Origin of the sequence: Jiella flava (assembly GCF_017349315.1) — a bacterium.
GTDB lineage: Bacteria > Pseudomonadota > Alphaproteobacteria > Rhizobiales > Rhizobiaceae > Jiella > Jiella flava.
Genome location: NZ_JAFMPP010000002.1, coordinates 91,607 through 112,101 on the forward strand (window position 1 = coordinate 91,607; position 20,495 = coordinate 112,101).

A 20,495-nucleotide genomic window follows, 5' to 3' on the forward strand; every position below is an offset into this window, starting at 1 on the left:
TGATCCGTCTCAGGCGAGGGCCGCGTCGGCCTCGCCTTCAATGAACAGGCCGACCCTGAGGTCGTTGGCCCGATAGATCAGCTCGCCGTCGGCCTTCACCCAACCATTGGCGATGCCCAGCTTGAGCTTGGATCGGATCACGCGGCGGAAGTCGACGCCGTATTCGACGTGCTTGACCTTCGGGGTCACCTGGCCGGTAAACTTGACTTCGCCGACGCCCAGCGCGCGGCCCTTGCCGCGCTCGCCGAGCCAACCAAGAAAGAAGCCGGTCAGCTGCCACAGGGCGTCGAGGCCAAGACAACCCGGCATCACCGGGTCGCCCTGGAAGTGGCACTGGAAGAACCAGAGATCCGGATTGACGTCGAATTCGGCGGTGATGCCACCCTTGCCGTTTTCGCCACCCTTCTCGTCGACATTGGTGATGCGATCGAACATCAGCATGGGCGGAAGGGGCAGCTGCGCATTGCCGGCTCCGAACAACTCGCCGCGACCACAGGCAAGGAGGTCGTCGTAGTCGAAAGAGGATTTGCGTGCTGTCATCGCTGTCGAATATCCGCCATGTCTATCCCGCCGGCCCGCTGGGGCCAGATTCGTGTGCGCCATAGCATGTCCGGCACGAGACTGAAAACCGCCTGGGTGGCATTGCCACAGTTTTGCGCCGGCTCCCACGCCAAACTGACGGTGATGACGCGCTTTCGGCCTTGGGCCGCCCAGTGCAAATGTGGGCCGCGGCCGGCATTTTAAAGAGCGTGGCGCGACCTTTTGCGTGACGCGCCACCGGGTTGTCGCCAAACGCCTTGCGGAAAGCGCACTTGACCTCGAAAAGGATCGCCATGTCTTCGGCTTCGTTTCGCGCCCGCTGTCTCCTTGGTTCGATCGTCGGCTTTGCCACGCTCGTGACATTTGCCGCGCCCGGTGCGGCGGCGAGCTGGCGTTATGCCGGGGGCGAGGCTGGCCTCTGGGTCGATGGCGATTTCAATGGAATCACACTGAGCTGCCGAAACGGCGAACTGGCGATGAGCGTTTTCGGCTTTCCGGAACGGCTTGAGGCTGGGCTCGGCTACACGGTCGTCCTGGATGTGGACGGCACCGCGCGCCGGCTTCGGACAAGGCCCGGCACCCGGCGTGGGGCACCCGGCTCGGTGCTGTCGGTGACGCTTGCCGGGGCCGAGGCAAAAAACATTGTCGATGCGATCCGCCGGGGGCGCAAGGCAGAAATCTCCACCCCGGCCGGGCGCTATGGGCTGCCGCTCTCCGGCTCGGCGAAGGCGCTGGACCGGCTGATTGAGGCTTGCCCGGGTCTGGGGTGAGGGCAGGGCTTGACGCCACTATCAAAAAGATGACATTCCTTATCAGGAATATCCCTAATTTTTGATGCTTACAGGCAGAGTCTGTGCTATGGGGCAATCTGAATATGGTCAGCGCCGGAACGGTGTTGGGGTAATGGAAATACGGACAGTGGCATTTTCAGGAATGGAAAAGCAGACCCGGACTCAAGGCTTTTGCGTGTTCGAACGGCTTCGCTCGGTGGGGCTTCGGCCGACTCGGCAGCGCGTTGCCCTGTGCAATCTGATGTTCGGCTCGGGCGATCGGCATCTGTCGGCCGAAGAGCTGTTTGAGGAAGCGCATAAGGCGGGAGAGGCGGTGTCGCTCGCGACCGTCTACAATACGCTGCATCAGTTTACCGATGCTGGCTTGGTGCGGCCGCTCTCGGCCGAAGGTCAGCGAACCTATTTCGACACCAACACCTCCGACCACCATCACTTCTTCATCGAGGAAGACAACGCGATGGTCGATATCCCGACCGGCACGCTGAAACTCGGCGAATTGCCTGAGCCGCCGGAGGGCATGGAAATCGTCAATGTCGACATCGTCGTGCGGTTGCGGCGCAAGGATGGCGTGGCGCGGCGCGAGAGCAACTGACATCGGAAGCCGGAGCCGCTGATGCGGCGAGACCGGCGGGCGCGTTACGGGCGCTTGTTCCTGACCGCTCTTGAGAAAAAACCCCGGTGCGGACGCCGCGCCGGGGTTTTCATTTCGGACTTTACCATCGCCGCCGGGGTGAGGCAAAGTTTGACTCATCTGCCCAAGCGCCGGTGTCGCACCGGATAAAGCGGGACCGATCGTCGACCGACGTGGTGGTCCCCGCGAAGTCTGGCGCGTTGGGTCAGATTTCGCTCTTCAGGACCACCGGGATCAGAAGGTCGCCCCAGTTGCCGTTGCCGCCGTGATGCCGGGCCGAGCGCACCAGCTCGACCGAGACGCCGGCCTCGACCGCCTTCATCACCGATTGGTTGAGGCGATGCAGGTCATTGGCGAGCATCCGGATGGCGCTCTGCTGCGTCTCGTCCATCGCCGAGGCCTGCTCCTCGGCCCGTTCCTTGACGCGGGTGCGGGGAAGATCGTTGGCAACTGCACTCATGGTCTATCTCCCTTGAAGAAACCGGCGGCTGACCTTTAAGCTAGGACGCGCCGATGCTGCTGGCCGCTGGGCGGCAATCGATATTGATGACGAGCCGGGCGCTGGCGTCGATCGCGGCGCGCCCGGCGTCGGTGTCACTCGGCGGCGACGTTGAGCCGGGTTTCCGCCTTGAACTGGGCGCTCTCGGTGGATTCGCCCATGGCCGTCGTCGAGGACAGGCCGCCGGTGATCGCCATCGAGACGGCGTCGAAATAGCCGGTGCCGACCTCGCGCTGATGCTTGGTAGCGGTGTAGCCATTGGATTCCGCGTCGAATTCGGCCTGCTGCAGCTCCGAATAGGCCGCCATCTGCCGGTCCTTGTAGCCGCGCGCGAGCTCGAACATGCCGTAGTTCAGCTGGTGGAAGCCGGCGAGGGTGATGAACTGGAACTTGTAGCCCATCGCGCCGAGTTCGCGCTGGAACTTGGCAATCGTCGCCTCGTCGAGGTTCTTTCGCCAATTGAAGGATGGCGAGCAATTATAGGCGAGCAGCTGGTTCGGATGCTCCTTCTTCACCGCCTCGGCAAAGCGCCGCGCCTGATCGAGATCCGGCTTGGAGGTCTCGCACCAGATCAGATCCGAATAGGGCGCATAGGCGATCGCTCGGGCGATGCAGGGCTCCAGCCCATTCTTCACGCGGTAAAAGCCCTCCGGCGTGCGGCCGGCGTCGTAGTCGACGAAAGGCTGATCGCGCTCGTCGATGTCCGAGGTCAGGAGCTTGGCGGCTTCCGCATCGGTGCGGGCGACGACCAGCGACGGCACGCCCATCACGTCGGCGGCCAGGCGCGCGGCGGTGAGGTTGCGGATGTGGGCCTGGGTGGGGATCAGCACCTTGCCGCCGAGATGGCCGCACTTCTTTTCCGACGCCAGCTGATCCTCGAAATGGATGCCGGCGGCGCCCGCCTCGATATAGGCCTTCATCAGCTCATAGGCGTTCAGCGGGCCGCCGAAGCCGGCTTCGGCATCGGCGACGATCGGCGCGAACCAGGTGTCGACGGAGAGCCCGTTGCCCTCGGCGGTCTCGATCTGGTCGGCGCGCTGGAGCGTCCGGTTGATCCGGCGGCAGAGTTCCGGGCCGGCATTGGCCGGATAGAGCGACTGGTCGGGATACATCGCCGAGGCGGTGTTGCTGTCGGCGGCGACCTGCCAGCCGGAGAGGTAAATTGCCTTGAGGCCGGCGCGAACCTGCTGCATCGCCTGATTGCCGGTCATGGCACCGAGCGAATTGACGAAATCTTCCGAATGGATCAGCTGCCACAGCCGGTTGGCGCCGTTTTCTGCGAGGGTGTGCTTAATCTGCACCGAGCCGCGCAGGCGCTGCACGTCGGCGACGCTGTAGGGGCGGTCGATATTGTCGTAACGGCCGTCCGGCGCCGACGGAACAAGATTGTAAAAATCGGTCATGATGGAACCCTCCATTCGTGTCGCAGCGTCGACGGGGCCGAGACAGGTTCACGCCACAGCGCCGCCGGTGCAGGGAAATTGCCACTTGCAGAGCGATCGGCGAAGAGCGGGTGGCGGTTTTGGGTCGAGATTTCGGGTTGCGATGTCTTGCCTTTTACAGCCCGAATTTGTAAATCTGTAAAAAATGTAAAGTCTTCTCGCGTGTTTGAGCCTCGCTGAAGCGGCGGCTCGGCGTCGCTTTTGCCGGCGATCGTTCTGCAGTGTCTGCGCCTGGGATGGACGCCGCGATCGGAGATTGTTGCAAATGATCCTAAATGCCTCAATTCGTTTGCACTTTCGCAAGGTTCAGGCGCTATTGTCGTGCTTCTATGAGAGGGACGGGACTGGGATCCTGCGAGGGTGTCATGTCAGGCACGGTGATGATGTCCATGATGAGGGCAGTGGCCGAATTTCTGCGGCCAAGCTACCGGCCGGAGCGCTATTACATGCGCGGTCCGGGCCCGGCCTGCGCGCGCAAGGGCGGCACCCCGCTGACCCCCTAATCGATCGGCCGGCGCGCAGCCCCCGGGCCGTTTGTCGCGCATGGGCGCTTGGTCCGGCCGCCTGCCGCGTGACGAGCTAGCGCCATGGCCGAGAACAAGATCTTTGCCGGTCCGCGCATTCGCCGCATTCGCAACGGCCTGGGATTGACCCAGACGGCGATGGCCGAGGAACTCGGCATCTCGCCGTCCTATCTCAACCTGATCGAGCGCAATCAGCGGCCGCTGACGGTCCAGCTTCTGCTCAAGCTTTCCGAGACCTATCAAGTCGATCTTGCCGATCTGCAGGGCGGGCGGCAGGAGGGCGTGTTTTCGGAGTTGAAGGCGATTTTCTCCGATCCGCTGTTGTCCGGCGAACTGCCGGGCGATCAGGAGCTTGTCGAACTCGCCGACGCTGCGCCGAACGCTGCGGCCGGCGTCTCCAAGCTCTATCGGGCCTATCGCGAGCAGCAGGCGCGGTTGACCGATCTCTCCCAGCTTCTGGCTCGCGAGGGTCGCATGCTCGGCTCGGCCGGCGCCCGTCTGCCGATCGACGAGGTCCATGAGGTTTTCGAGATGCGGCCGAATTTCTTCGCCGCGATCGAGACCGCGGCCGAGGCTTTGCACCAGGCGCTGGCGCCGGGCGACGACCTCTTCGGCGCGATGCGGGTGTGGCTGCGCAAGCAGCACGACGTTTCGGTGCGGGTTCTGCCGCTGCAGGCCATGCCGCTTTGGCGCCGCCGCTTCGACCGTCACTCGCGGCGGCTGTTTCTGTCCGAGCGGCTGTCGACCGCCGATCGGATCCGCGAGACGGCGATGGAGGTCTGCCAACTCGCGATCGGAGCTGAGACCGACGCCGAAAGCCGGACCTTCACCTTCGCGACGGATGAGGCGCGCCGGCTCGCCCGCTTCGAACTGCTGCGCTACGCCGCCCACGCTCTGATGATGCCCTACACGGCCTTTCAGGCCGCGGCCGAACGGGCAGCCTATGACGTCGATGTTCTGAAGAGCCGGTTCCAGGTCTCGTTCGAGCATGCAGCGAATCGCCTGACCATGTTGCAGCGCCAAGGTGCGCCGGGCGTGCCGTTTTTCATGTTGGAGGTCGACAATGCCGGCAATCGGTTCCGCCGCGCCGGCGCGCGCGGCTTTCCGCTCCAGCGCTTTGGCGGCGGGTGTCCGAAGCTGCCGATCCATGCCGCTTTCGCTCAGCCGGGCCAGATCATCGTCGAGCGGGCGGAAATGCCGGACGGCGCGGAATTTTTGCTGATCGCCCGCACTCTCGAAGGGTTAGGCGCCGGCTTCGAGGAGCGGCCGCGGCGCACGGCGATTTTGATCGGTTGCGATATCGGCTTTAGCGACGACACGGTATATGGCCGCCATCTCGGTGAAAAATCGACGGTTTTGAAGATCGGACCGGCCTGCCGGCTGTGCGAGCGTCAGGGGTGTCTCGCCCGCGCCGAGCCGCCGCTGACCCGCCCGCTCGGCCTTGACGAAATGGTCACCGGTCTCTCGGCGTTTGACTTCCAGTGACGGCAGGTCCAAATCCGCAGCGCAGAGTCTTCGTCCGAGGGACCATCCTGTCATCGAATCGTCATGATCCTGCTCGCAATGGCGGGAAGGCTTGGCTGGCGCGGGCCCGTTCCGGTCTGCCGGTCGACCGCTGAATGTGAGGTAAAGCGTAAAACATGGACAAGAGCGTCAGTCAGCAGAAACTCAAGACCACGGGCCTCGAAGACACGATGACGCGCGCGGGATTTGCCGCGCGCACCATCCAGAAGCTCGTCGACGGGGCCGAGGCGCTGAACCTCAAATACTCATCCGTCGGCAATCCGCCGGTGTTCGAGACCGACGATTTTCCCTGGGCGCGCGCGATCGAGTCCGAATGGCACCTGATCCGTGCCGAACTCGATAAGGTTCTGGTGCGCAAGGGCGAATTGCCGGCTTTCCATGAGATCTCCTCGGAGGTGCGCTCGATCTCATCCGACAACAGTTGGAAGACATTCTTCCTTTGCGGCTACGGCATCACCTCCGAGAACGCTATCGCCCAGTGCCCGGAAACCTGGCGCATCCTGCAGAACATCCCCGGCCTGAAGTCGGCGATGTTCTCGATCTTCGAGCCGGGCAAGCATCTGCCGCCCCATCGCGGGCCCTATAATGGTGTTCTGCGCTTCCATCTGGGCCTCATCGTGCCGGATGAGCCGGACAAGATCGGCATCCGGGTCGACGATCGCACCTGCCATTGGGAAGAGGGCAAGGCGCTGATCTTCGACGATGCCTATGAGCATGAGGCGTGGAACCACTCCGACAAGGTGCGGGTGGTGCTGTTCGTCGACTTCGAGAAGCCGACCCGCTTCCCGGCCAGCGTGACCAACAAGGCGGTGCTGAACATGGCCGTCTTCACGCCGTTCATTCGCGAAGGCTACAAGGCCCACAAGAAGTGGGAAAAGCTGTTCTACGGCGAGGGCCAGAAGCACCGCTGAGGCCGACCGACCGCTTGGCGGCGGCACGCAACGCAACCATCGGGACGGATATGACGGCTTTAGCGATGGCCTGGCGTGCGATGCGGCGCGGCGATCTCGATGCGGTCGCAGATCTTGCCGACCGGATCCATCCGGATCTGCCGGAAGATCGGGCGGTCTTCGCCGAGCGGTTGCCGCTTTATCCCTCCGGCTGCCGCGTTCTTGCGAGCGACGCTGAGATTGCGGGCTATGCGCTCGCCCATCCGATCTGCTATCCGCATCCGCCGGCCTTGAACACGCTGATCGGCGCGCTGCCGCCGCTCGGCGACGCGCTCTACATCCACGACGTCGCCATCGCGCCGGACATGCGGGGCGGTGGTCATGCGGCGGCGGCGATCAGGGCACTCTTGGCGCTTGGCGCCGCCTTTCCACGCTGTTGTCTCATCTCGGTTTACGGCACGGCGCCGTTTTGGCGCCGCTTCGGATTTACCGATGCGAGCTGTGACTGTGCGCCGGGCGCGCTCGCAGCCTATGGCGCCGACGCGCTCTGGATGGTCCGATTGACGCCGGAATGAGCAGGCGTGGCTTTTGTCGCTTTTCTTGGCTGCCGCCCCTAGGCATCGCGCATCCATTGTCGTTATGGTTGCGAATGCGGCAACCACCACGGTCTTCGCCGCCACGGATGTTGGACAGGGGCGGGGGCGATGTCGCAGATCAAAAGGTTTCTAGCGCAGGCTTTGGCGGGGCTCGCTTTCGTCGCGGCCGCCATGTCGACGGGCGGCGCGTCGGCCGAGGACAAGGTCGTCAACGTCTATAACTGGTCGGACTATATCGATACGTCGATCCTCACCGACTTCACCAAGGAAACCGGCATCAAGGTCGTCTACGACGTCTTCGATTCCAACGAACTCGTCGAGACAAAGCTGCTCACCGGCGGCACCGGCTACGACGTCGTGGTGCCGACGGGCAGTTTTCTCGCCCGCCAGATCAAGGCGGGGGTGTTTCAGAAGCTCGACAAGGCGAAGCTGCCGAATCTGAAATACATGGACCCCGAGATTATGAAACGTCTCGCAGTCTATGATCCCGGCAATCAATACGCCATCGACTATATGTGGGGCACGACCGGCCTCGGGCTCAACGTCAAGGAGGTCCAGAAGCGTCTCGGCAAGGACCAGCCGCTCGACACCTGGGCGCTGCTGTTCGATCCAAAGCTCGCCGCCAAGCTCGCCGATTGCGGGATCTACGTGCTCGATACCGCTGACGAGGTGGTGCCGGCGGCGCTGATCTATCTCGGCCTCGATCCGAATTCCAACGATCCCAAGGACCTCGCCAAGGTCAAGGATCTTTTGATGAAGATCCGCCCCTATATCCGCAAATTCCATTCGTCCGAATACATCCAGGCGCTCGCCAACGGCGATATCTGCATGGCCCACGGATGGTCGGGCGACGTTCTGCAGGCGCGCGACCGGGCCAAGGAGGCCAAACAGGGCGTCGAGATCAAATATGTGATTCCGCGCGAAGGCGCTGTCATCTGGCTCGACAACATGGCAATCCCGGCCGATGCGCCGCATCCCGGGAACGCGCTGACCTTCATGAACTACATCATGCGGCCGGAGGTCATCGCCAAGTCGACCAATGTGGTCAATTACGCCAGCGGCAATCTGGCGGCGAAGAAATACGTCAACAAGGACATTCTCGACGATCCGGGCGTCTATCCGCCCGCCGCGACGATGAAGCGTCTGACCGCGATCTTGCCGAAGGATCCGAAGGCCCAGCGGCTGCAGACCCGGCTTTGGACGAGCATCGTCACCGGGCAGTAGGACGGGTGATGCAAACCGAGATCTTGTTCAGCCCAAGGGGCGTCGCATCGCGGGCGTTCGGCTGGCCATGAAGTCCCTCGGCAGCATCCGCAACGACTTTGCGCCCTGGCGCGAACCGCAGGCGCAGCCCTTCATCCGGTTCGAGGCCATCACCAAGCGCTTCGGCCAATTTAACGCCGTCGACGATCTGAGCCTGTCGATCTTCAAGGGCGAGTTCTTCGCGCTGCTCGGCGCGTCGGGCTGTGGCAAGTCGACTCTGTTGCGCATGCTGGCCGGATTCGAGACGCCGACGAGCGGCCGTGTCATTCTTGACGGGGACGATTTGGCCGGGATTCCGCCCTATCGCCGCCCGGTGAACATGATGTTCCAGTCCTACGCGCTCTTCCCGCACATGAGCGTTGCGAAAAACATCGCCTTCGGCCTCAAGCGCGAGGGTATGCCGAAAGGCGAGATCGCCGCCCGAGTCGAGCAGGTTCTCAAGCTCGTCAAGCTGCAGGACTACGCCCGGCGCAGGCCGGATCAGCTGTCAGGCGGCCAGCGTCAGCGGGTGGCGCTCGCCCGCTCGCTCGCCAAGCGGCCGAAGGTGCTTCTTCTCGATGAACCGCTCGGCGCGCTCGACAAGAAGCTGCGTGAGGAGACCCAGTTCGAACTGACCGATCTGCAATATGAACTCGGCACCACCTTCATCATGGTCACCCATGATCAGGAGGAGGCGATGACCATGGCCGACCGCATCGCGGTGATGGACAAGGGACGCATCGTGCAGGTGGCAACGCCGGCGGAAATCTACGAAGCGCCGAAGTCCCGCTTCGTTGCCGATTTCGTCGGCGACGTGAATCTGTTCGACGGAACCGTGCAGGCCGTCGATCGCGGGCGGATCACGCTTCAGACCAGCGCGGGCTCGCCATTCACGGTGACGAGCGATGTGGCGGTGTCGAACGGGCAGGCGGTGACCTTCGTCCTGCGCCCGGAAAAGCTGCGGATCGCCGCCGAGCCGCTCTCCGGCGCCAATGTGCTGGAGGGCGAGGTCTGGGACATCGCCTATGTCGGACCGGTCACCTCCTTCCACATTCGGCTGGCCAATGGCGCGGTGGTCAAGGTGGCGATGATCAATGCAACGCGCGAGAGCCCGTTGCAACTGACCTGGCACGATCGCGCCTGGCTGCAATTCGACGAGGATGCCGGCCTCGTCCTGACGGCCTGAGGAGCAAGCGATGGCGCGCTCTGCCCGCGAGGCTTCGGGCGAAACCCAGACCCGCCCCGCGCGCAAGACGATCTCGCAGCCGGGCCCCGACACCCGGGGCTGGTTCCGCCGGATCGTCATCGGCGTGCCGTTCTTCTGGCTGTTCGCGCTGTTCCTCGTTCCCTTCCTGATCGTCTTCAAGATCTCGCTGTCCGAGGTGGTGACGGCGATGCCGCCCTACCAGCCGACCTTCGGTTCGATCGCCGGCTGGTGGAGTGCGCTGAAAGAGTTCTCCTTCGACAATTATCGCTGGATCGCCGGCGACCCGCTTTATTTCAATTCCTATGTGCTCAGCCTCGGGATTGCCGCCGCCTCGACGGTGCTGACGCTGCTTCTCGCCTATCCGCTGGCCTACGGCATCAGCAAGGCATCGCCCGCCTGGCGCACGTCGCTCGTGATGCTGGTGATCCTGCCGTTCTGGACGAGCTTTTTGATCCGCGTCTATGCCTGGATCGCGATCCTGAAGCCGGAAGGGCTGCTCAACCAGCTGCTCTTGTGGCTCAGGGTCATCGACCAGCCGTTGGTCATCTTGAACACGCCGACGGCGATCTTCATCGGCATCGTCTATTCTTATCTGCCCTTTATGATCCTGCCGATCTATGCGAGCCTGGAGCGGATGGATCAGAGCCTGATCGAGGCCGCCGCCGATCTCGGCGCGACCCCGTTCAAGACGTTCTGGACGGTCACATTTCCGCTGTCGCTGCCCGGCGTCATCGCCGGTTGCTTCCTGGTCTTCATCCCGGCGACCGGCGAATTTGTCATCCCCGACCTCCTTGGCGGATCGCGAACCTTGATGATCGGCAAGACGGTCTGGCTGGAATTCTTCACCAATCGCGACTGGCCCGTCGCCTCGGCGGTGACCGTCGTGCTGGTGATCATCCTGGTTCTGCCGATCGTGCTCTTCCAACGGGTCCAGGCGAGGGCGCAGTGATGCGACAAGGGCTGTCGAAGATCAATGTGGTCGGGTTGGTCGTCGGCTTTTCGTTTCTCTATCTGCCGATCGTTCTGCTCGTCATCTTCTCCTTCAACGCCTCGCGTCTGGTTACCGTCTGGGCCGGCTTTTCAACCGTCTGGTATCGCCAGCTCTGGCACAATCAGGCGCTGCTCGACGCGGCCTGGGTGACGTTACGCGTCGGCCTGATTTCGGCGAGTGTCGCCACCCTTCTCGGCACGATGGCAGCGCTGGCGCTGTCGCGTTACCCGCGCTTTTTCGGTCGCACGCTGATGACCGGCATGGTCTACGCGCCGCTGGTCATGCCGGAGGTGATCACCGGTCTGTCGCTGCTCTTGTTGTTCGTGGCACTCGATCTGAACCGCGGCTTCGTGACGATCACGCTCGCCCATATCAGCTTCACCATGTGCTTTGTCACCGTGGTGGTGCAGTCGCGGCTGATGAGCTTTGACCGCTCGCTCGAAGACGCGGCGATGGATCTCGGCGCAACGCCGACGGTGACTTTCTTTCAGGTGACACTGCCGTTGATCTGGCCGGCGGTCGCGGCGGGATGGATGCTGGCCTTTACCCTGTCGCTCGACGATCTCGTCATCGCCTCCTTCACCACCGGCCCCGGCGCGACGACCCTGCCGATGAAGATCTACAGCCAGGTGCGACTGGGGGTGACCCCGGAGATCAACGCCGTCTGCACGATCCTGATTGCGATCGTCTCGACCGGCGTCATCGTTGCGACGCTGATCAACAAGCGCCGGCTGATCCTGCAGGCCCGCGACGAGCGCCTCGCCGCCGCAGGTTGAGAGTGGCTCGACTCCGATATCAGCCGTCCGTCGTCAGTTCCCGCGACAGCCACAATTGGCCGCGTGGGCGGCGGCGATCGCATCGAGCGTGCGATTGATCGCGGCGGGGACCGAGTTCGCGTCGTCCGACGGGCGGTGGGCGAGATAATCGACGATTTCGATGGTCGAGAAGCTCTGGATCAGCTCACGGCGCACACGCAGGTCGCCGATCGCCGGTCGCGCACCATAGACCAGCGGCCGCAAGGCTTTGAGGCGGGCGATCACCGGCCGGCTTTCGGCTTCGTCGCGGCTTGCCGCTGCCGCATCGTTGGCCACTGCCGCGTTGGGCGTGTCACCGATCGCCGCATCGCCAGCCAGCGCGCCGTTCTGGCGCACCGCCTCGACCAGCCGATCCAAAGCGGCTAGCCGTTCTGCGTCGGTCATCAGCGCGATCGGCTTTGGCGGCGTCAATGCCGGCAGATCCGGATCGGCTGGGATGGTGGTCGTCGCGGCCGGATCGTCGGCGGACGGATGGGGCGCGCTCGTGCCGCCGGTCACGGTGGCGTCGGTTTCGTCCACCGTGTTCGGATCATTCGTTACGGACGTATCGGTTGGAGCGGCCGCCGGCCGCTCGACGATTCCCATTGCCGGCCGAAGATCATCGCCGATCGCTTGCCCCCTCGCTGCGGGGGCGGCGGTGGGTAGCGGCACCGGCCGCAAGTCGCCCAGCGTCGCAATGATCTGATGGGAGGCCGTGGCGGCCGCGACGATCTCGAGCCGGGTGATCGCGCCCGTGTCGCTGCCGGCCCGCGCGAGATAGCGATGCATCGTGGCGAGATAATTCGGCACGCCGCCGCACAGATAGGCCGTCTCCTTCTGCCGGAGATAGCGCCCGAGCTCGTCCGACACCTCGCCGATGACCCAGCGCGCGTCGCGGCTCGTCATCCAGTTCGGCCGGTTGCGCGAGCGCGCCAGCTCGGCGGCGCGCATCAGCGCTCGGCGCTCGTCGGTGGTTTTCGGCAGAACGATGGGCGCGAAGACCAGGCGGCCCGGCAGGGCCGGATCGGGGTTGCCGGCATTCTGCCGGGCGGTCTTAATGGCATTGTATTCCGTGTCGGCGATGGCCGCGAGAGCGTCATGATAGCGCGCGGCCGATCCGCAGCTGCCAGCATTGTCTCTGCTGCTTGGGCCGTCCTTGTCGCCGAGCGTCACGATCGATTGCGCCTGGGCGCTCCCGGCGGTCAGACCGGTGACGGCCGCCGCGACGATGCAGGCGGCCATGCCTCGGCGCATCGCCCGGCGGGCGCGGGCAATGGAATCGGTGCGGTTCGAGGAAGGCCATAGGGTGGAGTGCGGCATCGGCCAAACTCTCGCTGCGATCTGCAAATGGGATGCAATCTTCTGAGGATCGTCGTCGACCATGCGCCTGAAAGCTTGAGCGAACCAAGACCGACCCGGCGATCGGACGCGAAGAAGCCCGCGGTGATGCCGGGATGCGACGTGTCAGATTGGGCTGGCGGCCTTGGTGGTGACGGAGGGATTGGGCCAGTTGCCCTTCATGTCGAAAGCAATCGTCTTTTGCGGGATGGCCGGCGTTGCCGGGTCGGCACTGGCCGTTGCCGGCGCTGCGGCGACGAAGTTGCCGTTCAGATCGATGGTGTTCGTGCGGGCGTGATAGTCGCCGCTGGCGCTTAAGCTGCCGGCGTCATTGCGGATGGTGATCGGCTGGAATGTCAGGGTCGAGCCCTGCAGGTCGACCGTTGCGTTGAGCACCGAGAACGGGATCATGCCGTCGCCGGAACCGGCCGCGAGCGGTCGCGCGCCCGGCCGGGCGAAGACGCGCGGATCAAAGCCGGAGAGCGTGCCGTTCGTCGTCGCCAGCTTGGCGGAAATTTTGAGGCCGGCCAGGATCGTGCGCCAGTTCTTTGCGGGCGCGCTGAGTTTGGCGGTGATCGACGACGTGCCGCTCATACCGATCGACTTGATCGACAGGCCGGTGAAGAGATGCCCCATGTCGATGTTGCTGGCGCTAAACCAGCCCTCGACACCGGGTGTTGCTGGACGCCCGTCGACCGTCAATGTCGCCTGGCCGCGACCGCCGAAAATCGTCGCGTCGCCGACCTCCAGCTTGGCGATGCCGCCGTCGGCGCTGATCACCGCCGCGACGTCCTTGAAGGGCACCGTGCCGAGCTGCAGGTCGCTGGCCGACAGCCGGATCTCCATCCGCATCGCCTTGGCAAAGTCGACGTCGAGCGGGCGCTCGAAGTCGAAGGCGTTGCGCGGGAAGGGGGCGATCGATCGGGCGACGGGGGTGATGTTCAAGGAATCGAAAGCCAGTGTCCCGCCGACCACCGGGATGCCGTCATCGATCCGCGCCTCCATCGCGCCGTGGCCCTGCGAGCCGGCAATGCTGAGATTGGCGTTGCGCAGCTCGGCGTTCTTGCCGCGCAGCATCAGATCGCCGGACAGGGCGACCGCGCCGATTTCGGGAACTCTGAGATCCGGCGAGAACAGCCATTCGATTCCGCGGGTGAAGGACGGGCCGGCGATCGACAGCTTGCCTTGCGCATCCCGCAGCCTGTCGAACTCGGCCGTGCCTTTGAAGCTCGCCGTCAGAGCTGGCGAATCGAGGCTGAGATCGACATTGCCTGAACCGCCATCCCGCAGCGGCTTGGACGAATCGATGCCCAAATCGACGGTGGTCGGTTGGCCGTTCCAGACGAAGCTGCCGGACAGGCTGAGACTGTCGCCCGAGGTCGATTGCTTGATCGTGACATTGGCGTTGCTGATGCCACGCGAGCCTTCGAAGCCGGGCTCGCTCGGCCGGAACAAGCCGTCACGGATTTCGATGGCGCGCACGCCTTGCAACCGCGACATCAGCCGATGCAGGCCGGTCATCAATCCTTCGCCAGTGCCGGTGGCCATGAGGCCGGATGCGGCGTTTGCTTTTGCCGCAGCGGCAACGGCGTCGTCGATGGGGGGCGCGGACTGCCATTCGGGGCGCACCAGCACCAGGCGGGAGATCTCGCCCTTGCCGGCAAAAACGTCGAGCAGGCTGAAATTGGCGACCAGCCGATCGATGTCGATGCCATTGGTGCTGCCGAGGCGGACATGTTCCAGGCTGAGCCGCGCCCGGGGAAGGATCGAGAAATCGATTCGGCCGTCGACCGAGACATGGCGACCGGTCAGCTGTTCCAGCCGTTCGATCACCAGTGTCCGCGCCTGATCGGAGCCGAGAGCCAAGCCCGGCAGCACCGCGACCACGGCGATGATGGCGGCAAGGCTCGCCGCAAGGGCGAGTGCCAGCCATTTGCGACGCGCAGGCCGCGAACCGGAAGCCGTCGTCAAGGCTTCAGACGGGTCTGAAGCGGGCGGTGTACGTCCCAAACTCGATGCTCTCCAGGTTGATCGGTGTTGCCTGTTCGTAACGCCGGAACGAAAATGACGAAAGGCGTTTGGCTCGGCGGGACACCATTATCCCCTGGGGAAGGGATCTGTCGGGATCGACGCACCTTTCACTTCTGATACATGGGTATGGCGCCAGCAAGGCGTGCTCTGGGAGGTTCTTTGATGTCGAATAAATGCTTGTGGACCCCTTCGGCCAATCGGGTCGAGACCCATCCGATGACGGAGTTTGCCCGAATCGCTGGGAAGGCGGTCGGCCAGGATTTGTCCGACTATGCCGCTTTGCACCGCTGGTCGATCGATGATCGCGCCGGTTTCTGGTCGCTTCTGTGGGACCACGCCGGTCTCGTGGGTGACAAGGGCGAGCACGGACTCTTCGAGGGCGCGACGATGCGCGCGGACCGGTTCTTCCCGGACGCGCGGCTGAATTTTGCCGAAAACCTCCTCGCCAAGGCCGGAACGGGCGACGCGCTGGTGTTTCGCGGCGAGGATCAGCGCTCAGCCCGGCTCAACTGGGACGACCTCAAGGCACTCGTCTCGCGCTTGCAGCAGGCGTTTCGGGATGCCGGCCTCGAAAAGGGCGACCGCGTCGCGGCGATGATGCCCAACATGCCACAGACCATCGCGGTGATGCTTGCCGCAACCTCGATCGGCGCGGTCTTTTCCTCCTGCTCGCCTGACTTCGGCGAGCGCGGGGTGCTCGATCGCTTCGGCCAGATCGAGCCGAAGCTGCTGGTGGCTTGCGACGGCTATTTCTACGCCGGCAAGGCGATCGATATCGCCGACAAGCTCGGCCCGATCAGCGAAAAGCTCGCTCCGGCACGAACGATCGTCGTACCCTATCTCGGCGATGGGGCGAGGGCGGCCGCCAGCGCTCATCACGGCGTGATCTTGGACGATTTCATCGCGCCCTTCGCGCGGAAGGCGTTGACCTTCGAACGGCTGCCCTTCGATCATCCACTCTACATCATGTTCTCCTCCGGCACGACCGGCGTGCCGAAATGCATCGTCCATTCGGCCGGCGGCACGCTGATCCAGCACCGGAAGGAGCATCTCCTCCACTGCGGCAACGACCAAGGCTCGCGGGTGTTTTATTTCACCACCTGCGGCTGGATGATGTGGAACTGGCTGGTTTCGGCGCTGGCCGGCGGCAGCACGCTCTTGCTCTATGACGGCTCGCCCTTCCATCCGACGCAGGATGTCATTTTCAATTACATCGCCGAGGAAAAGGCGAGCTTCTTCGGCACCAGCGCGAAATATATCGATTCGGCCCGCAAATTCGGTTTAAAGCCCGCTAAGACCCATGATCTTTCCAGCGTTGACGTGATCGCTTCGACCGGCTCGCCGCTGTCGCCCGAGGGTTTCGACTACGTCTATGAGGACATCAAGCCGGACGTGCATCTCGCCTCGATCTCCGGCGGCACCGACATCGTCTCCTGCTTCGTGCTCGGCGTGCCCATCCGGCCGGTCTATGAGGGCGAAATTCAAGGCGCCGGCCTCGGCATGGCGGTCGACGTGTTCGACCCCGAGGGCCGGCCGGTGCGCGGCGAAAAGGGCGATCTCGTCTGCACAAAGGCGTTCCCCTCGATGCCGATCGCATTCTGGAACGATCCCGACGGCGCGCGCTATACCGGCGCCTATTTCGAGACCTTTCCGGGCATCTGGGCCCATGGCGATTTCGCCGAATGGACCGAGCATGACGGCATCGTCATTCACGGCCGCTCGGACGCGACCCTCAATCCGCAAGGGGTGCGGATCGGTACGGCCGAAATCTACAACATCGTCGAGCAGTTCGATGAGATCGCCGAGGCGATCTGCATCGGTCAGAGTTGGGACGGCGACGTGCGCGTCGTCCTCTTCGTCCGCCTCAGCGACGGCCATACGCTGGACGAGGCGCTGATCAAGCGGCTGAAGGACGCCATCCGCTCCGGCGCCTCGCCGCGCCACGTGCCGGCCAAGATCCTCGCCGTCGCCGACATCCCCCGCACCAAATCCGGCAAGATCACCGAACTCGCCGTGCGCGAGGTGGTCGAGGGCCGGCCGGTGAAGAACAAGGAGGCCCTCGCCAATCCGGAGGCGCTGGCGGAATTCGAGGGCCGGGCGGAACTGGCGGAGTGAGGGGCAGACTGTCCGCTGCCGGAGCGATCTCGCAGACGGCTTCGACTGGTGGAATTCTGCGAACGTTCTCAGTGTCGATCGCGTTAAAGGGCTGATCAAAGGCGGTGATGGCGTGAGATATCGCCCAAAGTCGTGAGCGACAGCCCGCGTCGTGACCGGCTGATCCTATCAGTTGCGTCCGATGGCCAAGGATCCGATGATCATGCCGAAGATTGCGCTTCTTGTGGCCGGGATCTTGAATTTTGCCGTCGCAGCGCCCCTGCGAGCAACGGCCGAGCCGGCAGGGGACGCGCCCGTCGCCGGCGAGCATGTGGTGCGCCTGCCCTACGGTGTCGGTCTGACCCAGCGGGTGCTTTTCGACGCGCCGCCGCATCCTCGGGCAACGCTCATCATGCTGCCGGGCGGCACCGGCGAGGTCGGCCTGCGGCGCGATGGTGCGGTGCGTCACGATGACAATTTCGTCGTGCGCACGCGTCAGGCTTTTGTGGCGCGGGGCTATGCCGTGCTGATTCCGGAGACTGTCGCCAAGATAAATCTGCGTGGCATGCGCAGCTCTCCGGCCTATGGCCGGGTGGTGGACGGTCTGGCCGAATACGCTCGTCAGAGGTTCGGCGTGCCGGTATTTTTGGTCGGCACCAGCCAGGGGACGATCGCGGCGATGAACGGGGCGGCCCATGCCCCGTCGGGCCTCGTTTCCGGTGTCGTTTTGAGCGAATCCATCTCCGTGCCCGGCCGCCGGAGCACCGAAACCGTCTTCGATGCCGATCCGCCGGGCGTCCGTGTTCCCGCGCTGGTGATCGCCAACCGCGACGATCGTTGCGATGTCGCGCCACCCGCCATGGCTCCCCGCATCGCCTCGGCCATGGCGCATTCGCCTAGCGTCCGCGTGCTGCGCGTCGAGGGAGGCGAACAGCGCTCGAAGACGGCCTGCGGTTCGCGTTCGCCCCACGGTTATGACGGCATCGAACGGCCCGTCATCGCCGCGATCACCGCCTGGCTTCGAGCCCACGGCGGATAACGTTGCAGCGGATCTTGCGCAACTGTCGTGTCGAACGGGACGGTCTGACGAGAGCGCGGCACCTGACGCAAAACAAGTCATCTTGCATGCTTCACAATGAGTCAAAGCGAAGGGGCGGAAGTGAGACGCTTTGCTTGAGTCCATTGCTCTTTGAGCTACAGCATCGGCCGACAATCGGAATCGATTTTCGGCAAAGCCCGATGCGTTGATTCAAAAGGTGTGAGCGACCTTTCTGCGTCCGATAGGACGCAGGGCGCTCTACTGCGGCAGCGCGGACGTCGCCACCTGGTCGGAGACCGTCGGCAGCAAGATCGTGTTGCCGCCGGCGACGAAGGTCACCTATTGGCAGCGTTTACAGGCGTTGACGGTTGGCATCGAGACGGCCCGGGGGAGACGGCCGGGGCGTCGACACGGGCTTTCCACAGCGCCTTGCCGGTGTCGAGCGCCGTCACCGCGGCCGCGAGCGGCCGCTTCTCCTTGCGTTCGCCCTCGATTCGCGCGCGCGGGGCTGCCGCCTTCGCCTCAACTGCGGGCGGTTTCCGCAAGAATCGAGCGGTTGAGGATTGCCACCGGCAACATGCCGACGAGGACGATCATCAGCGCCGCCACTGCGCCATCCTCGAAGGCCGCCCGAGAGGTCTGGGCGTAGACGAAGGTGGCCAGCGTTTCGAAGTCGAAGGGCCGGAGCAGGATCGTCGCCGACAGCTCCTTGCTGGACTCGACGAAGACCAGGAGAAAGGCGGTCATCAGTGCCGGGCGCATCAGCGGCAGCAGCACCTCGACGAGGGTCGAGCCCGGCGCGCGGCCGAGCGTGCGCGCTGCCATGTCGAGATGTGGCGAGAGCTTGGCGAAGCCGCTTTCAAGCGCGCCGTGCCCCATCGCCATAAACCGCACGAAGCCGGCATAGACGATAGCAAAGCCCGAACCCGACAAAAGCAGCCCTGTCGAGAGGTCGAACCCGGCGCTGAGATGCGCATCCACCCAGTTGTCGAAGCCAGCCAGCGGAATGAGAATGCCGATGGCAAGCACCGTGCCGGGAACGGCATAGCCGAGCACCGCCAGCCGGGTCATCAGCACCAGCCGACGCGAGCCCGTCAGCCGAACGCCATAGGCGAGCAGAAAGCCGGCGATGATCGTCACCAGCGCGGTGATGCCGGCGAGGACGACGGTGTGCTGCAGGGCCCGCCAAAGCTGCGGATCGGCCAGCTGATCGAGCCGTTCGAACGCGTAATCGGTAAGCACCGCAAAGGGGATGGCAAAACCGAGGAGGATCGGCAGGGCGCAAGCGGCAACGGCCAGAACGGCCTTGCCGCCGGTCAGCCGGTCCGCTCCCGGTCGCGGCCGGTCTGCCCGCCCGAGGGTGAAGCGCTGCTTGCGGCGGGCAAAGCGCTCGACGCTGACGAGAAGCACGATCATCACCAGCATCAACAAAGCGATCTGCGTCGCGCCATAAAGGTCGCCGCGATTGAGCCAGGTGGAATAGACCGCGAAGGTCAAAGTGCGCACGCCGAGAAACTCGACGGCGCCGATGTCGTTCACCGCCTCCATCAGCGCCAGCATAACGCCGACCGCGATCGCCGGGCGGGCGAGCGGCAGGAGAATGCGCAGAAAGATCGTCGCCTGCGAGGCACCGAGGGTGCGGGCGACATCGGCGGCCTTCTGCCCCTGCATCAGAAAGACCATGCGCACGGTGAGATAGACGTAAGGGTAGAGCACCGACGATAGGATCAGCACCGCTCCCGGCAGCGAGCGGATGTCCGGAAACCAGTATTCGCGGCTGGTCGTAAAACCGAAGACGCCGCGGATCGCCGTCTGCACCGGTCCGGCGAAGTGCAGAAATTCGACGAAGCAATAGGCGGCAATATAGGTCGGCACGGCGAGCGGCAGCACCAGGGCCCAGGAGAACATCCGCCGACCCGGAAAGCTGAAGCGGGCGACCAGCCAGGCGGTGATCACACCGATAGAGCCGGTGACGAGCGCGACGCCGAGCATCAGCCCGAGGGTGACGAGGCTCGCCTGCGGCAAGATCGTGCGGGCGAGATGCGACCAGTTCGTCGAGGTGCCGGAGAGCGCCAGATAGACCAGCGCGGCAAAGGGCATGGCGATCACGGCCGAGAGCGCGAAGGCCGCGGCGAGATAGCCGCGATCGCCCCGCGGGAGCAGGCGAAGGCGCGCCGGAATCGGCCAGGTCTTGGCGGGGCGAATGACGGACATGGATGCGGATGGTCTCGGCGTCAGGCGCCAGCCGGAGCGGCGCATCATCGGGCGGTGATGGACCGGCAAGAACCGGTATCGCCTCGCATGAAGGCGATGCCGGCGATC

At 64.2% G+C, this 20,495-nt stretch carries 17 protein-coding genes; 11 read left to right on the plus strand and 6 right to left on the minus strand.

Features of this window, described 5'->3' with window-relative positions:
• Window positions 1–9: 9 nt before the first annotated feature.
• On the minus strand, window positions 10–540 hold the full coding sequence (gene fabA, locus J1C48_RS03110; RefSeq protein WP_207256219.1) for a 3-hydroxyacyl-[acyl-carrier-protein] dehydratase FabA: 531 nt from the start codon (window positions 538–540) through the stop codon (window positions 10–12).
• Between the two features lie 293 nt (window positions 541–833).
• Here fabA and J1C48_RS03115 point away from each other — a divergent pair, with 293 nt between their 5' ends.
• Both J1C48_RS03115 and irrA read left to right on the plus strand, forming a co-directional pair.
• Window positions 834–1,310: a hypothetical protein gene (locus J1C48_RS03115; RefSeq protein ID WP_207256221.1), complete on the plus strand. Its 477-nt coding sequence runs from the start codon at window positions 834–836 to the stop codon at window positions 1,308–1,310.
• A 163-nt stretch (window positions 1,311–1,473) separates the two neighbouring features.
• Complete coding sequence (gene irrA, locus J1C48_RS03120) at window positions 1,474–1,923, plus strand: iron response transcriptional regulator IrrA (protein WP_207256222.1); 450 nt, start codon at window positions 1,474–1,476, stop codon at window positions 1,921–1,923.
• Between the two features lie 244 nt (window positions 1,924–2,167).
• Here the strand turns inward: irrA and J1C48_RS03125 are convergent, their stop codons facing one another.
• Both J1C48_RS03125 and aceA read right to left on the minus strand, forming a co-directional pair.
• A complete protein-coding gene (locus tag J1C48_RS03125) occupies window positions 2,168–2,422 on the minus strand; it encodes an SMc00767 family acetate metabolism repressor (RefSeq protein WP_207256224.1) in 255 nt (84 codons plus the stop codon).
• A 134-nt stretch (window positions 2,423–2,556) separates the two neighbouring features.
• Window positions 2,557–3,864, minus strand: a complete 1,308-nt coding sequence (gene aceA / locus J1C48_RS03130) for an isocitrate lyase (RefSeq protein WP_207256226.1) — start codon at window positions 3,862–3,864, stop codon at window positions 2,557–2,559.
• Window positions 3,865–4,490: 626 nt separating this feature from the next.
• On the opposite strand from aceA, the gene J1C48_RS03135 reads away from it, so the two are divergent.
• From J1C48_RS03135 to J1C48_RS03165, 7 genes are all read left to right on the plus strand, one after another.
• On the plus strand, window positions 4,491–5,912 hold the full coding sequence (locus J1C48_RS03135; protein ID WP_207256227.1) for a helix-turn-helix domain-containing protein: 1,422 nt from the start codon (window positions 4,491–4,493) through the stop codon (window positions 5,910–5,912).
• A 155-nt stretch (window positions 5,913–6,067) separates the two neighbouring features.
• Window positions 6,068–6,862 (plus strand): aspartyl/asparaginyl beta-hydroxylase domain-containing protein, encoded by a 795-nt coding sequence (locus tag J1C48_RS03140; RefSeq protein WP_207256229.1) that lies wholly within the window; start codon window positions 6,068–6,070, stop codon window positions 6,860–6,862.
• 65 nt (window positions 6,863–6,927) lie between these two features.
• Window positions 6,928–7,416, plus strand: coding sequence for a GNAT family N-acetyltransferase (locus J1C48_RS03145; protein WP_231081548.1), 489 nt, complete (start codon window positions 6,928–6,930; stop codon window positions 7,414–7,416).
• Window positions 7,417–7,545: 129 nt separating this feature from the next.
• The gene (locus J1C48_RS03150; RefSeq protein ID WP_207256231.1) at window positions 7,546–8,661 is read left to right on the plus strand and encodes a polyamine ABC transporter substrate-binding protein; all 1,116 of its coding nucleotides are present in this window, start codon (window positions 7,546–7,548) and stop codon (window positions 8,659–8,661) included.
• Window positions 8,662–8,728: 67 nt separating this feature from the next.
• Window positions 8,729–9,865, plus strand: a complete 1,137-nt coding sequence (locus tag J1C48_RS03155; protein ID WP_207256233.1) for an ABC transporter ATP-binding protein — start codon at window positions 8,729–8,731, stop codon at window positions 9,863–9,865.
• A gap of 10 nt (window positions 9,866–9,875) precedes the next feature.
• Entirely contained in the window at window positions 9,876–10,835 is a 960-nt protein-coding gene (locus J1C48_RS03160; protein WP_207256235.1) for an ABC transporter permease subunit, read from the plus strand.
• Window positions 10,835–11,653, plus strand: a complete 819-nt coding sequence (locus J1C48_RS03165) for an ABC transporter permease (RefSeq protein WP_207256236.1) — start codon at window positions 10,835–10,837, stop codon at window positions 11,651–11,653. Before J1C48_RS03160 ends, J1C48_RS03165 begins: the two co-directional genes overlap by 1 nt.
• A 33-nt stretch (window positions 11,654–11,686) precedes the next feature.
• Here the strand turns inward: J1C48_RS03165 and J1C48_RS03170 are convergent, their stop codons facing one another.
• Window positions 11,687–12,991 (minus strand): hypothetical protein, encoded by a 1,305-nt coding sequence (locus J1C48_RS03170; protein ID WP_207256238.1) that lies wholly within the window; start codon window positions 12,989–12,991, stop codon window positions 11,687–11,689.
• Window positions 12,992–13,135: 144 nt separating this feature from the next.
• Window positions 13,136–14,980 carry an AsmA family protein gene (locus J1C48_RS03175; protein WP_207256239.1) on the minus strand — a complete coding sequence of 615 codons (1,845 nt, stop codon included), beginning with the start codon at window positions 14,978–14,980 and terminating at the stop codon, window positions 13,136–13,138.
• 219 nt (window positions 14,981–15,199) lie between these two features.
• Between J1C48_RS03175 and J1C48_RS03180 the strand changes: the two genes are divergently transcribed.
• Complete coding sequence (locus J1C48_RS03180; protein WP_425523479.1) at window positions 15,200–17,155, plus strand: acetoacetate--CoA ligase; 1,956 nt, start codon at window positions 15,200–15,202, stop codon at window positions 17,153–17,155.
• Window positions 17,156–17,357: 202 nt separating this feature from the next.
• The gene (locus J1C48_RS03185) at window positions 17,358–18,173 is read left to right on the plus strand and encodes an alpha/beta hydrolase (RefSeq protein WP_207256243.1); all 816 of its coding nucleotides are present in this window, start codon (window positions 17,358–17,360) and stop codon (window positions 18,171–18,173) included.
• Window positions 18,174–18,695: 522 nt separating this feature from the next.
• Here J1C48_RS03185 and J1C48_RS03190 read toward each other — a convergent pair.
• Window positions 18,696–20,387, minus strand: a complete 1,692-nt coding sequence (locus tag J1C48_RS03190) for an ABC transporter permease (RefSeq protein WP_207256245.1) — start codon at window positions 20,385–20,387, stop codon at window positions 18,696–18,698.
• Window positions 20,388–20,495: the final 108 nt, after the last annotated feature.